This window comes from Streptosporangium sp. NPDC053982, from assembly GCF_055585205.1.
The window spans coordinates 544918-559819 of sequence record NZ_JBVJKQ010000002.1 but is presented as its reverse complement, the minus strand read 5'-3'; the positions used below and the strand labels follow the sequence as shown (position 1 = coordinate 559819).

The window sequence follows — 14902 nt, the reverse complement described above, 5'->3', positions numbered from 1 at the left end:
TAGTTTGTCCTGACATTCGGATGAACTGACATCTGGCAGAGCCACTGGGCGCCGCACGGCCGGCGCCCCGCCCGGCCGTCCCCGGCGCCCCGCGCCCCGGTGCCCTCAGCGCCCTCAGCGCCCTCAGCGCCCTCAGCGCTCTACGAGCGTGACCTCCAGCGCGTAGTGGGAGGCCCGGTAGACGTGCGAGCCGTGCTCCACGGCCCGGCCCTGGTCGTCGTAGGTCGTGCGGACCATCGTCAGCAGGGGGCAGCCGCGGCGCTCCTCCAGCAGGCGGGCCTCGGCCGGGGTGGCGGCACGGGCGCCGATCCGCTGGTTGGCGACCCTCATCCGGACGCCGGCCGAGCGCAGCAGTTCGTAGAGCCCCCTCGACTGGAGCGCCTCGGCGGTCAGGGACGCCGCACCGGCCGGCAGCCAGTTGTGCAGCAGGGCCAGCGGCTCCCCCGAGGCGTATCTGAGCCGCTCCAGCCGGAGCACCGGAGTGCCCGGCGCGACGCCGAGGACGCCGGCGATGTCCTCCTCCGCCGGGACCGTGTCGATCGACAGCACCCGGGTCTCCGGCTGCTGACCGGCACGGCGGAGGTCGTCGTAGAGGCTGGTGAGCTCGACCGCCCGCTTCACCTGCCCGTGCACGACCTGGGTGCCGACGCCGCGCTTGCGGACCAGCAGCCCCTGGTCCACGAGGTACTGGATGGCCTGGCGGACGGTGGGGCGCGACAGTCCCAGCTGGTCGGCGAGCTGCACCTCGTTGTCGAGCCGGGTGCCCGGGGACAGCTCGCCGTTCTGGATGGCCTCCGCGATCCGCTCGGCCATCTGGAAGTAGAGCGGAACGGGGCTCGATCGATCGAGGTCGATGTCCAATCTCGTCACAGTCACAGGAAAACGGTAACTGACATCAGAATGTCCTGACCAACGGTCAAACCGTCCGGCCTCGCCTGGTTACGGAAGTGTTCCGGATGCCGCAGGCAAGTAAGTATGTCTTGACAAAATATTCACATGACGTTCATCGTTGAGCAACCGCGGCGCCGGATCGGGGGCTCTGGGCGGCGCCCATCACCCCGAGAGGCAAGAGGAGTGACGCCACTTGAGGCGTACCCGGAAGATCGTGCCCATGGCACTGCTGGCGCTGGCCGTCGCGGCCTGCGCCCCCTCCACCGCCACCGACGCCCCGTCGGCGGCGGCGACGGCCGCCCAGCCGCTTCCCGCGGCCTCGATGGACGCGACCCTCGACCTGGACGCCCTGGTCGCCGCCGCCAAGAAGGAAGGCAGCCTGCTGGTCTACGACTCCAGTGGTGACATCGAAGAGGTGGCCAAGGCGTTCACCGCGAAGTACGGCATCACCATGGAGGGGGTCAAGTCCGACACCCCGCAGACCGCCGAGAAGATGATCAGAGAGCACGCCGCGGACAACGTCACGATCGACGCGGCGATGTACGAGGACGGCGGGGTCCTGGTGGGCCAGCTGATCCCGCAGGGCGTGGCGCGGACCTGGGTGCCCGCCGACCTGAAGGAACAGATCCCGGCCGAGAGCCGGAACCCGCTGCTCGCCCTCTCCAAGGCGACGGTCTTCGCCTACAACCCCAAGCTCTCGCCTGAGGGATGCCCGGTGAAGAACGTGTGGGACCTGACCGAGCCGGAGTGGGCCGGCAAGCTGGTGATGCAGGACCCCCTGGGCAAGCCCACCGTGTTGTCGTTCTTCACCCAGCTGGACGCGCACGGCAACCAGGCGCTGCAGGAGGCGTACCAGGCGAAGTACGGCAAGCCCCTGGAGATCAAGGAGAAGAGCGCCGCCCACGAGTGGATCAAGCGGATGGCGGCCAACCGGCCGGTGCTGACCGGCTCCGACGAGGACATCTCCGGAGCGGTGGGCGCGCCCAACGCCACCGACAAGAAGATCGGCTTCATGTCGATCTCCAAGTTCCGCAACAACGAGGACAAGGGGTACGCCCAGAAGACGTGCGAGGGCATGGCGCCGTTCGCGGGCTTCAGCTATCCCAAGTTCGTCGGGATCGCCACCAAGAGCAAGCATCCCAACGCGGCCAAGCTGTACGTCCACTTCATCATGACCGAGGAGGGCGTCAAGCACGAGATCGGCGAGGGCGGCGTCTCCGGCAACAGCACGGTCAAGCCGCTGGTCGTCCCGCCCGGTCTGCCCGACTGGCAGGGACAGCTCTTCCACACCGATCCCGCCGCGCTCCTCGGTGACCTGCGCGGCCGCCAGGCCATCTCCGACTTCTGGCGGGTCAACCACGGCTGATCCGCCGGCGGGCGGCGCACGCGCGAGGGGAGCACCCCGATGGGGGTGCTCCCCTCTTGGCGTCCGGCCCCGGCCTCGGACCTCTTGGCGTCCGGCCCCGGCCCCGGCCCCGGCCTCGGCCCCGGCCTCGGACCTCTTGGCGTCCGATCCCGGCCTCGGACGGACCTCCGGCGTCCGGCGAACCTCCCGGCGCCCAGCCCTGACCTCCCGGCCTCCGCCCCGGCTCCGGGCCGTACGGCTCCGGTCTCCCGGCGTACGGCCCTGAACCGGGGCGGGCACGCGAAGGCCCCCGGCACCAGGGCGCCGGGGGCCTTCGTCCCTCAGGTCACTCAGTCACGCGGGTCCCAGCCGTCGGTGTCCACGTCCAGGTCGAGCGGTTCGGCGATGTCCTCCCAGGCGGTGAACTTGAAGTTCGTGATCTCCCGGCCCGGCTCGGCCGGCGTGTTCTCGCCGTCGTGCGCGACGAAGAGCCCCTCGTCGAAGTCCCCCAGCGGGACGTTCAGCACGGTCGAGCCGTCGCTGTGCTCGACGCCGTCGATGCCGTCGTGGTCACCGACCCGGAACTGCCCCAGGTAGGCGTTCGACCCCTCCCTGCGGTAGGCGGCGAAGGTGCTGTCGCCCTGGCTGGAGGCCAGCAGGTAGCCCTTGCCGTCCTCGCGGTAGTAGATCGTGAGTCCCTCGGCGTCCGCGGTCAGGTGCTTGCCACCGTAGCCCGGGTCCGCGCCGGGGGTGCACTCGTCCGTCACCGGGTCGTAGGTGCCCGGCACGCCGTACTCCCGGACCTTGTCCACCAGTGTGGGGGTTCCGGTGAGGTCCGCCCGGATCCGCCAGATGCCGACGTCCTCCTGGGCCGCGTAGAGAACGTCCTTCTCCTGGTCCACGACCATGCCCTCGACCTGCGGCTGCACGCCGGGCTCCAGGCAGGGCGTCCACGTCCGGCCGTTCGGCAGGGTGAACGACGCGGGGAGGTCCAGCGTCCTGACGAGCTGGTATCCGATCTTGCCGCCCGGCTTGGAGATGAGCTTGACCAGGCCGACCGAGGTCTTGTGGCGGCGGCTGACCAGCGCGTAGGTGCCGGTCGAGTCCTTCCAGGTGGTCAGGCCGTAGGCGGTCTCGGCGTCGTTGACCTGCTGCTGGGTGGCGTTGAACACGAACGGCGCGGCCGGGTCGGTCACGTCGGTGAGCCGGCCGTCCGAGATGGCGTAGATCCGGAGTCTGTCCTGGCCGCGGTCGGAGACGACGGCCAGGTCCCGCCCGCCGAAGCCGTAGGTGACGTCGACGTTGTTGAACCGCCCGGCCTCGTCGTCGGGCCCCGGGGCCGCGGGCGCGGGAATGTGCTGCAGCTGCCGCCCGTCGAGGTCGTAGACGAGGAGTCCGGCCTTCTTGGCGGTGGCGATCACAACGCTGTCTTCGTCGTCGGAGGGGTCGACCCAGATCGCGGGGTCGTCGCCGTTGGCCTCGCCGCCCGCCTCGTCGTCGTACAGGGCGGGGGTCTCCACCTTGGCTGCCACGGATGGGACGGCCCGGCCGGACGCGGGCATCGCCAGCCCTCCCGCCAGCGAACAGGTGAGGGCCGCCAGAAGAAGCCTGGACAGGGGACGCATCGCGCCTCCTCGGTTGGGGGATGTTCTTGCCCATGAAGGTAACGACAGATTTACTTCAAATCAATAGGACGTACATATGTCATGACATAAAGACGCGAGGTGATCCCTGGTGAGCCGGGTGATGGGATGGGAAAGCCCGTCACCGGAACGTCACCGGCCCGCGTGTCGCCCCCGTCCCGGGACGGCGTCCTCCGTACAAAGGTCCGGTGGGGGGCATCGACGCGGCGGCTTCGGCGCCGCACCGGTGGGTAAGACGACGTGCGGCCCGGCGGCCGGGGAACGGCCGCCGGGTCCTCGCCATGCTCGCCGCGACCGTGACGGCCACGACGGTCACGGTCTCCGCGCCCGCCGCGCCCGCCTCCGCCGCGTTCGGCCCCGTCCCAACCGCATCCGGCCCGGTCTCGCCCGTGCCCGGCGCCGTTGTCGCACCCGACCCAGCCGCACCCGGCTCCCCTGTGCCCGGCCCCGTCGCGGCGGGGAACTGCCGGATCCGCGCCTTCGTCACCAACTTCGGCTCCAGCACCGTCTCGGTGATCGACACCGCCACCAGCCGCGTCATCAGGACCATCCCCGTGGGTCTCGGCCCCAGCGCGGTGAAGGTCACGCCCGACGGCACCCGCGCCTACGTCGCCAACTTCGGCGCGGGCACCATGTCGGTGATCGACACCGTCGACGGAACCGTCATCAAACCCATCACCGTCGGCGCCACGCCCATAGCGGTGGAGATAACCCCCGACGGCTCCCGCGCCTACGTCGCCAACTTCGGCACCGGCACCGTCTCGGTGATCGACGTCATCTCCGGGAAGGTCGTCGCCACCGTCCCCACCGGCCTGGCGCCCATAGGAATGGCGATCACCCCCGACGGGAGGCGCGTCTACACCAGCGACGCCGTCGCCAACACGGTGTTCGTGATCGACACCGCCACGAACAGGGTCACCAAGGCCGTCCCCATCCCCGTCGGGCAGGAGCCGTTCGGGCTGGCGCTCACCCCGGACGGCAGGTTCCTCTACGTCACCAACCTCCGTTCCAGCACCATGTCGGTGATCGACACCAGGACCGACACGGTCGCCGCCACGCTCGACACCGGGAAGTCCCCCCGCCAGGCGATCTCCTCCCCCGACGGGAACTTCATCTACTTCAGCAGCGCCTACTTCAACATCGTGTCGGTGATCGACAACAAGACGCTCACCCCCATCAACGTCGTCCAGGTCGGGAACGAGCCCCGCGGCCTCGCGATCCTCCCGAACTCCACCCGGATCTACGTCGCCAACCAGGGCTCGGACACGGTCTCGGTGATCGACTCCGTGAACAATGACGTGGTCGCCACCATCGACGTCGGTGACAACCCCATCGGGCTGGGCATCGGGTGCGTTCCCCTTCCCTCCGCCGTGCGGGGCGAGCAGTCGCCGGGTGGGAGGCCGCGGCCCGCCTCGCCGGGACGCGGCACGGATCGGAGGCCGCGGCCCGGCGCCGGGAAGACGGCGGAGGGCGACGGCCGGTCACCGGCGGAACAGACCGGCGGACAGAGCGGCGGGCAGCGGGAACACGCCGGGGGCGAGATCCGCTCCGTCCAGCGGCAGCGGCAGGTCGTCCGCCTGGACCGGACGGCCGTCCGCCGGCCGCACCGCGCCGTGACCGGGCGGCCCCGGGGACGGGCGGTCCCGCGGGCGTCGCGGAGGCCCGGCCGGGCCCGGTGACCGGCCGGGCCGGGCGGCCGGGCAGCCGGGCGGCCGGACGGCTTCGGTGACCGCGCGGCTGCGGCGGCCGGGGCGGGCCCCGTGGGTCACGTCTTCGTGATCACCGGCCGGTAGTGGCGCATCTCCTCGATGTCCGACACGTAGGGCCGGATCTCGGCGAAGAACTCCCCGAAGAACTCGCTCCCGCGGAAGCCCCGCAGGTGGTCCTCCTCCGAGGTCCAGACGATGCGAAGGATGTAGGCGTCCGCCGCCTCGGTGCACTTCGACAGCTCGTAGTCCAGGCACCAGGGCGACTTGCCCAGCGGCACGACCGCCCGCTGGTAGGCCGCCTCGAACTCCCCGGGGTCGGGGACGCGGTAGCGGATGTACTCGACGATCATCTTCGAACCTCCGGTGGGATGCGGAGCGGCCCGGTTCCGTCCCGCGTCCCCGGCCGGGCCGTACCGGGGACGCGGGGTGGTGCCGGGATGGCCGCTCGGGACGGGAGCCGCGCCGGGGACGCGGGGGAATGCGCCGGGGCGGCAGGTCAGGCCGGGTCCCGGTCGCGGGCGCGGGCGACGGCCCGCCGGGCGAGCACCCTGGCCAGGTGGGCCCGGTACTCGCCCGAGGCGACGTCGTCGGACTCGAAGACGCCGTCGAGCCGGGGCTCGGAGCCGTTCCCGGAGGCGGCCGCCGCGGCGTCCTCCAGCTCGGGGACCCGGCGGGCCGGGCCGGGCCCGCCGCAGACGGCCACCCGGCAGGCGCCGACCGCGCCGCCGGGGCGGAAGGTCAGGCTGACCGCCACGCCGCAGAGCGAGGAGAGCGCCGCGGGCTCGGCCAGCCTCTCGTAGGCGCCCCGGGCCGTCGTCGCGGGGATCTCCACGGCGACGATCACCTCGTCGCCCGCGGGTCCCTCACCGGCGAGGAACCGCTCGACGGAGACGCGGCGGGACCGCGCGCCCCCGCCGCGCAGGTGCAGCCCGGCCTCCAGGGCGATGAGCGCCGCGGCGACGTCGGCCCCGGCGACCACCGCGCCGCCCACCGTCGCCCGGTTCCTGACCTGGGCGTCCGGCATCGCCGCCGCGGCGTCCACGAGCAGTCCCCCGGCGTGGGAGCCGCGCACCAGCGGGTCGGCGACCAGGTCGGTGATGGTGGTCGTGGAGCCGATCTCCAGTCCGCCGTCCGGGCCGCGGCGCACGCCCCGCAGCTCGTCCAGCCGTCCGAGGTCGACCAGCAGCGGGATCCGCCGGGCCCGCCGCTTCATGTCGAGGATCAGCCGGTGCCCGCCGCCCATGGGGCGGGCGCCGGGGGTGGCGCGCAGGGCCTCCAGCGCCTCGTCGAGGGTGGCCGGCGCCGTGTAGTCCAGCAACTCCATGATCAACCCTTGGCCTCTCGGATGGCCCGCCAGATCTTCTCGGGGGTGTACGGCATGTCGAGGTGCCGGATGCCGACCTCGCGCAGCGCGTCGCACACGGCGTTGGCCACGGCCGCGGTCACCGGCACCGTCGCGATCTCGCCGGCGCCCTTGACGCCGAGCGGGTTGTGCGGCGACGGCGTCTCCGTGGTGTCCATGACGAACCGCGGGATGTCATGGGCGCGGGGCATGGCGTAGGTGGTCAGGTCGGCGGTCAGCAGGGCGCCCGTCTCGTCGTAGCGGGCCCGCTCCATCAGGGCCTGGCCGAGGCCGTGCGCGATGCTGCCCTCGAACTGGCCGTTCACCACCAGCGGGTTGCCGATGGGGCCGACGTCGTGGACGGCGACGTAGCGGACGATCTCCACCTCGCCGGTGGTCTCGTCGATCTCGACGACGGCCAGGTGCGAGCCGTACGGGTAGTTGAAGTCCGGTGGGTCGAAGAAGGTGGTGACGTCGAGGGTGGGCTCCATGCCGGCGGGCAGGCTCCAGCCGTACCACAGCGCCATGGCCATGTCCTGGAAGGTCTTCGACGCCCCTTCCCTGCCGGGTACGGAGAACGTTCCATCGGCGTACTCGACCTGGTCTTCGGGCACGCCGAGGAAGTGGGCGGCGGCCGTCCTCATCTTGGCGATGACCTGCCGGGCCGCCAGGGCGAGGGCGGGGCCGCCGACGCTGTAGGAGCGGCTGCCGTAGGTGCCCTGGCCGTACGGGGCCTTCTGGGTGTCGGCCTGGAAGACCGTGACCGCGGACGGGTCGATGCCCAGCTCGGAGGCGACGATCTGCGCGAAGGTCGTGGTGTGGCTCTGCCCGGTGGAGGTGGACCCGATGGTGGCCGCGACCTCGCCGTTGGGGTGGACGCGGATGTTCGCGCTCTCCCAGGTGCCGCCGAGCATGCCCTCGGCCTGCATCCGGGTGGAGGGGCCGACGCCGCAGATCGCCACGAAGGAGCCGATGCCGACCCCGAGCAGCTTGCCGCGGTCGCGCGCCTCGCGCCGGAGGACCTCCAGCTTGGAGTAGTCGGCGAGCTCCAGGGCGCGGCGCAGCGCGGTGGGGTAGTCGCCGGAGTCGTAGGTCCAGCCCAGGCCGTTGTCGTAGGGGAACCGGTCCGGCGGGACCATGTTGCGCAGCCGGATGTCGGCGGGGTCGGCGCCGATCTCCTTGGCGTACAGGTCGAGGACCCGTTCGGTGATCGTGGTCGCCTCGGCGCGGCCCGAGCCGCGCTGCGCGCCCAGCGGGACCGTGTTGGTGAAGACCGCGTGGACCTCGCAGAAGGCGTTCGGGATGGCGTAGGGGCCGGTGACGCTGCGGCCCATCAGCGCGGTGGCGACGCCGGGGCCGATGGTGGAGGGGTAGGCGCCGAGGTTGGCGTAGCTGGTGCAGCGCAGCGCCGTGATCCGGCCGTCGCGGGTCCCGGCGAGGGTGACGTGCTGGAGGTGGTCGCGGCCCTGGACGGTGGAGCGCATCAGGCCCTCGCGGGTGTCGGCCCACCGCACGGGCCGGCCCAGCGTGCGGGCGAGGAAGAGCACCAGCGGCATGTCGGGGTAGAGGTAGCCCTTGGTGCCGAAGCTGCCGCCGATGGGCGGGGCGATGACGCGGAGCTTGTTGAACGGGATGCCGAGGACCAGCGCGGACAGCAGGAAGCGGTGGTTGTGCGGCGACTGGGTGGTGGCGTAGAGGGTGTACTCGTCCTTGACCGGGTCGTAGTCGCCGACGGCGGCGCGGGGCTCGATCGGGTTGTTGATCGTCCGCTGGTTGTACAGGTCGAGTTCGACGACGACCTCGGCCTCGGCGATGGCCGCGTCGGTGCGCTCGGCGTCGCCGCAGGTCCACAGGGCGTTGAGGTTGCCGGGCACGGTGTCGTGGAGCTGCGGGGCGCCCTCGGCGAGCGCCTGCCGCGGCGTGGTGACCGCCGTCAGGGGCGTGTAGGCGACGGCGACCTTCCGCGCGGCGGCCCTGGCCTGCTCGGCGGTCTCGGCGACGACGGCGGCGACGGGCTCGCCGATGAACCGCACCACGCCCTCGGCGAGGACGGGGCCGGCGCCGGGCACGCCGTACGGGTGGGGCGGGAAGTGGCTCTCCACGCCGCCGGGGATCCAGATGCACGGCATCGGCATGAGCTTGCCGGCGAGGTCCTCGCCGGTGACGACGGTGACGACGCCGGGCATCTCCCTGGCCCCGGCGGTGTCGATCCCGTCGATCCGCGCGTGGCCGTGCTCGCTGCGCACGAACTCCATGTGCAGCATGCCGGGGAGGCGGAGGTCGGAGGTGAACGTCGTGTCGCCCCGGAGCATCGCGGGGACGTCGCGGTCCTTGAGGCCCGCGCCGAACGTCTCGGTGGTCATGACTTGTCCTTCACCTTCTGTACGGCGCGCACGACGGCGCCGTACCCGGTGCACCTGCAGAGGTTCCCCGCGATCCCGGCGCGGATCGCCTGCTCGTCCGGTGCGGAGTCGTGTTCGAGGAGGTCGGTCAGGGACATGACCATGCCGGGGACGCAGAAGCCGCACTGCGCTCCGTGCTCCTCCCACAGGGCCTCCTGAAGAGGGGTCAGCTCTCCGCCCTCGGAGAGGCCCTCGACCGTGGTGACCTCGGTCCCGTCGGCCTGTACGGCCAGCATCTGGCAGCTCTTGACCGAGCGGTCGCCGAGTCGTACGACGCAGGTGCCGCACTGGCCGGTGTCGCAGCCGACCTTCGCGCCGGTGAGGTCGCAGGTGTCGCGGAGCAGGTCCACGAGGAGGACGTTCGGCGGGACGTCCAGCTCGACGCGGTCTCCGTTCACCGTCAGGGTGATCCGCACGGCCGTCACCGCGCCGTGGACAGTCGCTTGGCGAAGGCGTCGGCCAGCGCCGTGGACGAGTAGGGGTTCTGGCCCGTGATGAGGTTGCGGTCCTCGACGACGCGGGAGTCCCAGATCACCTCCGCCTTCTCGTAGCGGGCGCCGAGCCGTTCCAGCTCCATCTGCAGGACGAAGGGGAGCTGGCCGGCCATGTCCGTGACCATCTCCTCGTCGTGGGAGAAGGCGGTCATCCGGTAGCCCTCCAGCGGCCAGCGGCCGTGGGAGTCGCGCAGCGGCAGCAGCGCCGACTGGCCGTGGCACACGACGGCCAGCGGGAGGTCGAGTTCGAGGATCCAGCGGACCACGCGGGTCAGGTCGGGGCTGTGCGGCATGTCCTCCATGGCGCCGTGGCCGCCGGAGATGTAGACGCCCGCGTATCCGGCGAGCCGTTCCCGGGTGATGTCCCCGACGTCCATCGGCGCCTTCAGCGCCGGCAGGGAGCCGATCACCTGTCTGTAGTGCTCGACGTTCTCCTCGTCGTGGTCGGGTGAGCCCTCCGGCCTGGTGAGGCCCAGTACGTAGGGCGTGAGGCTGCCTTCGTCGGGGGTGGGCGCCTCCCCGCCCACCGTGGCGATGTCGACGTTGTGGCCCTCGGCCACGAGGCGCTCGTACGGTACGACGAACTCCTCGGCCCAGAACCCGGAAGCGTGCTGTCTGCCGTCCAGCAAGCCGAGGGTCTTCGCCTTGGTCATCAGAATGAGGACGTCGGCCATCTCGGTCACTCCTTCTCTTTCCGGGCATTTCAAGCACACGATGGCGGCAGTTCCGGAAGGCGGCAATGGCGGGACGGAGCGGCGGGCGCACTTGATTATCTAGAACGCCGGACTTTATGACCTCGGCAAGATACTCCCATGAATGACCTGGGCGGGATTGGACCCGGGGGAACACTCCCCCGACAATCGTCCCCATGAACATTTCGCTCCCCCAATGGTTCACCGAACGCGTGGACCCCGTCCCCGACCACGAAGAGCTGCGGGTTTCCACGATCGAGCTCTTCTTCGACCTGGTGTTCGTCTTCACGGCCACCCAGCTCACGGTCCTGCTGGCCGCCGACTTCGGCAGCATCCCCCAGGTGCTGCTGATGTTCGGCGTCCTCTGGTGGATGTTCGCCAGCTACGCCTGGGTGACCAACGCCGTCCCCCCGCTGCGGGTGGTCCGCCGGTTCTTCATGCTGCTGGCGATGGCTGGCTGGCTGGTCATCGCGCTGGCCATCCCCGGGGCCTTCGCCGAGAAGGGCACGGGCTTCGCGATCGGCCTGTTCGTGATCGTCGTCGTGCACGGCCTGCTGTACCTGCAGTCGACCTGGCGCTTCCTGCGGATGTTCACCACGAACCTCGCCGGCGCCGTGCTGATCCTGTTCGCGGCGGGGGCCGACGGCGGGCTGAAGTACGCGCTGTGGGGGGCCGCGCTGCTCGTGATGTGGATCTCGCCGTACCTGACCGGCCAGGAGGGGTTCCCGCTGCACCCCGGCCACGTGGCCGAGCGGCACGGGCTGGTGGTCATCATCGCGCTGGGCGAGTCCGTCGTCGCCATCGCGGTCGGCATCGGCAACGGGCACGGCCCGCTGGACGCGCCGACGATCGGGACCGCGCTGATCGGGCTGGCGCTCAGCGCCAGCCTGTGGTGGGCGTACTTCCACGCCGACCTGGAACGGGCGGAGAACGCGCTGGTCATGGTGACCGACCAGGTACGGCGCACCCGCCTGGTGCTGTTCGGCTTCTTCTACGCCCACATGCCGATCCTGCTGGGCATCATCGCGGTGTCGGCCGGGGTGAAGAAGGCGGTCGCGCACCCGGGCGACCCGCTGTCCGTCGGCGCGGAGCTCGCCCTGGCCGGTGGGGTGGCGGCCTTCCTGCTCGGGTCGGCGGCGTTCCGGATGATCCTGGGCCTGCCGGGCGGTCTGGCGCGGGCGCTGACCGCGCTGCTGGCGCTGGCCACGATCCCGGTCGGCGGGGTGTCCGCGGTGCTCCAGCTGAGCCTCCTCGCGGTGCTCCTGGTGGCCGCGCTCGTCATCGAGGAGAGGGCCGGCCACCTGCAACCCGCGTGAGTGTAGGGGCAAACCTCCAGAAGTATCCCCCTATTTCTAGACAACCTCCCCTAAACCGCGTTTCCGTGAGGAAGCACGACCGATGCGAAAAACGGTCATCTCGAAGCGCCGCCGGTTCGGGTCTCAACCGGCGTGAAGCGCGCTACCCACTGACAGGTAGGGGAGAGAAATGTCTGCTACGCAACTTCCGGCGCTGCTCGACAAGCAGATCGGACAGCTGAAGGCGCACGACCTCGACGCGATGATGAACAATTACCACGAGGACGCCGTCGTGATGCGGCCCGGCGCCGTCGCCCGGGGCCGCGAGGAGATCAGGGACTTCTTCGCCGAATACCTGAAGATGAACCCGCAGATCGAGGACATCATGACCGCCGACGGCAGCGAGGACATCATCCTCTACTACGCGACGATCAGGATCGGCGACCAGTCCCACAAGGACGTGGGCACCTGGGTGCTCAGGGACGGCCTGATCTGGCGGCAGACCGCGGTCCTCGTCTCCGAGGACTAGCAGCAGGAACCCCCACCCCGCTCTCCGGGCGGGACCGCGTGAGCGGCCCCGCCTGGTGAGCCCTGCCCGGAAGTCCCCCGACACGCGGAGTCCACCGTGACCAAGAAGATCCTGATCATCCTTTCCGAGTACGGCTACTGGGGCGAGGAACTCGTCGGGCCCCTCGGCGTCTTCGACGACCACGGGTACGAGACCGTGATGGCGACGCCCACCGGCGGGCGGCCCCGGGCGCTGCCGCCCAGCATGGACCCCGGCTTCCTCGACCCGCCGCTCGGCCGGTCCGTCACCACCGAGGACATGGCCCGCCGCGTCCGCGAGGTGGACGAGTCCGACCGGCTGGCCAAGCCCGTCGACATCTCCTCCTGGGTGCCCGAGCGCCCCTACCTCAGCTCGCCCGGCTACCTGCGCGAACTGGAGGCCTACCACCGCGCCCGCACCGAGCTCCAGGCGACCGTCGCCGACTACGACGCCATCCTCATCGTCGGCGGCAGCGGCCCGATCGTGGACCTCGCCAACAACGAGCGGGTGCACGCCCTGATCCTGGCCTTCCTGGAGGCCGGCAAGCCCGTCGGCGCCGAGTGCTACGGCGTCGCCTGCCTCGCCTTCGCCCGCGACTGGGACGACCGCAAGAGCATCATCTGGGGCAAGCACGTCACCGGGCACTGCAAGGAGTACGACTACAAGGACGGCACCGGCTTCATCGGCGTCGACTTCAACATGGGGCCGCCGCCGTACCCGCTGGAGTACATCCTGCGCGACGCGACCGGCCCCGAGGGCCGCTACCACGGCAACGTCGGCCACCCCGTCTCGGTGATCGTGGACTACCCGTTCGTCACCGGCCGCTCCACCCCGGACTCCATCACCACCGGCGAGAAGATGGTGGCGGTCCTGGAGCACGGCCTGCGGCGCTACGGCTGGTAGCCCGTGGCCGCCACGCGAACCGGCACCTCAGCGCTCCTGGAGCAGCTCCGCGCCGACGGGATGACCACGGTCTTCGGTAATCCCGGCACGGTCGAGCAGGGTCTCCTGGACGCGCTGAGCTCCGCCGGAGACTTCCGCTACGTCCTCGGCCTGGCCGAGGCCCCCGTCGTCGGCCTCGCGGACGGCTACGCCCGCGCCACCCGCAGGCCCACCCTGGTGCAGCTGCACTCCGGCGTCGGACTCGGCAACGGCATCGGCATGATGTACCAGGCGATGCGCGGCCACGCCCCGCTCGTCGTGATCGCCGGCGAGGCGGGCGTGCGTTACGACGCCTTCGACGCCCAGATGGCCGCGGACCTGGTCGGCATGGCGCGGCCGGTGACCAAGTTCGCCACCCGCGTCGTCGAGCCGGGGTCGGTGCTGCGGGTCCTGCGCCGGGCCATCAAGATCGCGGCCACTCCCCCGTGCGGGCCCGTCTTCGTGTCCCTGCCCCTCGACGTGCTGGACGCGCCCAACGACGAGCCCGCCCTGCCCACGGTCATCCCCGACACCCGTACGGTCCCCGTGCCCGAGCTGGTCGCGCGCGCCGCCGGCCTGCTGGCCGGGGCCGAACGGCCGATCATCGTGGCCGGCGACGGGGTGGCCGAGGCCGGCGCCCAGTACGAGCTGACCCGGGTCGCGGAGCTGCTCGGCGCCGAGGTCTGGCTGGCCGACAGCTCCGTCGTCAACATCGACGCCGCCCACCCCCTGTACCGGGGGCAGCTCGGGCACATGTTCGGCGAGGCGAGCGAGGCGGCCGTCCGGGAGGCCGACGCGGTCCTCATCGTCGGCACCTACGTCTTCCCCGAGGTCTTCCCCTCGATGCGCTCCCCGTTCGCGGCGGGCGCGCGGGTGGTGCACGTCGACCTGAACGCCTACGAGATCGGAAAGAACCACCCCGTGGACCTCGGCCTGGTCGCCGACCCGCGGGCCACCCTCACCGCCCTCGCCGCCGACCTGGTACGGCGGGGCGCGCCCCCGGCGCCCGCCCGCCCCCGCGTCCAGGCCGCCCCGGCCAGGGGCGACAGCGTCTACGAGCTGTTCCTCGCCGAGCTGGCCGCGCAGCAGCCCGACGCGGTCGTCTTCGACGAGGCGCTCACGTCGAGCCCCGCGCTGGTGCGGCACTTCCCGCCGCGCCGCCCCGGCCACTACTTCCTCACCCGGGGCGGATCGCTCGGGGTCGGCATCCCCGGCGCCATCGGCGTCAAGCTCGCGATGCCGGACGAGACGGTGATCGGCTTCACCGGCGACGGCGGCAGCATGTACACGATCCAGGCGCTGTGGACCGCGGCGCACCAGCGGATCGGCGCGAAGTTCGTGATCTGCAACAACGGCAGGTACGAACTGCTCAACGAGAACATCTCCGTGTACTGGAGGGAGCGCGGCGTCGCGCCGCACCCCTTCCCCTCCTCCTTCGACCTGAGCGGCCTGCCCCTGGGGTTCACCGACCTCGCCCGCGGCATGGGCGTGCAGGCCGTACGGGTGGCCGAGCCCGAGGACGTGGGCCCCGCCGTCAAGCGCATGCTCGCCGACGACGAGCCGTTCCTGGTGGACGTCGCGGTGGACGTCCCCCCTCCGCCGAACGGAAAGGACTGAGCAC

General features: G+C 71.3%; 13 protein-coding genes. 6 read left to right on the top strand and 7 right to left on the bottom strand.

Features of this window, described 5'->3' with window-relative positions; genetic code table 11:
• Positions 1 to 132 precede the first annotated feature (132 nt).
• The gene (locus ACZ6W9_RS05325) at positions 133 to 876 is read right to left on the bottom strand and encodes a GntR family transcriptional regulator (protein ID WP_389969614.1); all 744 of its coding nucleotides are present in this window, start codon (positions 874 to 876) and stop codon (positions 133 to 135) included.
• A 208-nt stretch (positions 877 to 1084) separates the two neighbouring features.
• On the opposite strand from ACZ6W9_RS05325, the gene ACZ6W9_RS05320 reads away from it, so the two are divergent.
• Complete coding sequence (locus ACZ6W9_RS05320) at positions 1085 to 2257, top strand: ABC transporter substrate-binding protein (protein WP_389969616.1); 1173 nt, start codon at positions 1085 to 1087, stop codon at positions 2255 to 2257.
• A gap of 329 nt (positions 2258 to 2586) precedes the next feature.
• On the opposite strand, the gene ACZ6W9_RS05315 is transcribed toward ACZ6W9_RS05320, so the two are convergent.
• Positions 2587 to 3861, bottom strand: a complete 1275-nt coding sequence (locus ACZ6W9_RS05315; RefSeq protein ID WP_389969618.1) for a phytase — start codon at positions 3859 to 3861, stop codon at positions 2587 to 2589.
• 206 nt (positions 3862 to 4067) lie between these two features.
• Between ACZ6W9_RS05315 and ACZ6W9_RS05310 the strand changes: the two genes are divergently transcribed.
• A complete protein-coding gene (locus ACZ6W9_RS05310; protein ID WP_470116763.1) occupies positions 4068 to 5558 on the top strand; it encodes a beta-propeller fold lactonase family protein in 1491 nt (496 codons plus the stop codon).
• Positions 5559 to 5644: 86 nt separating this feature from the next.
• On the opposite strand, the gene ACZ6W9_RS05305 is transcribed toward ACZ6W9_RS05310, so the two are convergent.
• From ACZ6W9_RS05305 to ACZ6W9_RS05285, 5 genes are all read right to left on the bottom strand, one after another.
• Positions 5645 to 5938: an antibiotic biosynthesis monooxygenase family protein gene (locus tag ACZ6W9_RS05305; protein ID WP_389969622.1), complete on the bottom strand. Its 294-nt coding sequence runs from the start codon at positions 5936 to 5938 to the stop codon at positions 5645 to 5647.
• Between the two features lie 146 nt (positions 5939 to 6084).
• A complete protein-coding gene (locus ACZ6W9_RS05300; RefSeq protein ID WP_389969624.1) occupies positions 6085 to 6912 on the bottom strand; it encodes an FAD binding domain-containing protein in 828 nt (275 codons plus the stop codon).
• A gap of 2 nt (positions 6913 to 6914) precedes the next feature.
• On the bottom strand, positions 6915 to 9293 hold the full coding sequence (locus ACZ6W9_RS05295) for a xanthine dehydrogenase family protein molybdopterin-binding subunit (RefSeq protein ID WP_470116762.1): 2379 nt from the start codon (positions 9291 to 9293) through the stop codon (positions 6915 to 6917).
• Positions 9290 to 9748 (bottom strand): (2Fe-2S)-binding protein, encoded by a 459-nt coding sequence (locus tag ACZ6W9_RS05290; RefSeq protein ID WP_362933811.1) that lies wholly within the window; start codon positions 9746 to 9748, stop codon positions 9290 to 9292. The genes ACZ6W9_RS05295 and ACZ6W9_RS05290 overlap by 4 nt, the downstream gene beginning before the upstream one ends.
• A gap of 5 nt (positions 9749 to 9753) precedes the next feature.
• A complete protein-coding gene (locus ACZ6W9_RS05285) occupies positions 9754 to 10500 on the bottom strand; it encodes a type 1 glutamine amidotransferase domain-containing protein (protein ID WP_389969628.1) in 747 nt (248 codons plus the stop codon).
• A 194-nt stretch (positions 10501 to 10694) separates the two neighbouring features.
• On the opposite strand from ACZ6W9_RS05285, the gene ACZ6W9_RS05280 reads away from it, so the two are divergent.
• The 4 genes from ACZ6W9_RS05280 (at position 10695) to ACZ6W9_RS05265 (ending at position 14898) form a co-directional block, all read left to right on the top strand.
• Positions 10695 to 11834, top strand: coding sequence for a low temperature requirement protein A (locus ACZ6W9_RS05280; protein WP_470116761.1), 1140 nt, complete (start codon positions 10695 to 10697; stop codon positions 11832 to 11834).
• Between the two features lie 169 nt (positions 11835 to 12003).
• Positions 12004 to 12342 carry a nuclear transport factor 2 family protein gene (locus ACZ6W9_RS05275; RefSeq protein WP_362933801.1) on the top strand — a complete coding sequence of 113 codons (339 nt, stop codon included), beginning with the start codon at positions 12004 to 12006 and terminating at the stop codon, positions 12340 to 12342.
• A gap of 96 nt (positions 12343 to 12438) precedes the next feature.
• On the top strand, positions 12439 to 13263 hold the full coding sequence (locus ACZ6W9_RS05270; protein WP_362933798.1) for a type 1 glutamine amidotransferase domain-containing protein: 825 nt from the start codon (positions 12439 to 12441) through the stop codon (positions 13261 to 13263).
• A 3-nt stretch (positions 13264 to 13266) separates the two neighbouring features.
• Entirely contained in the window at positions 13267 to 14898 is a 1632-nt protein-coding gene (locus ACZ6W9_RS05265) for a thiamine pyrophosphate-binding protein (RefSeq protein WP_470116760.1), read from the top strand.
• Positions 14899 to 14902 lie beyond the last annotated feature (4 nt).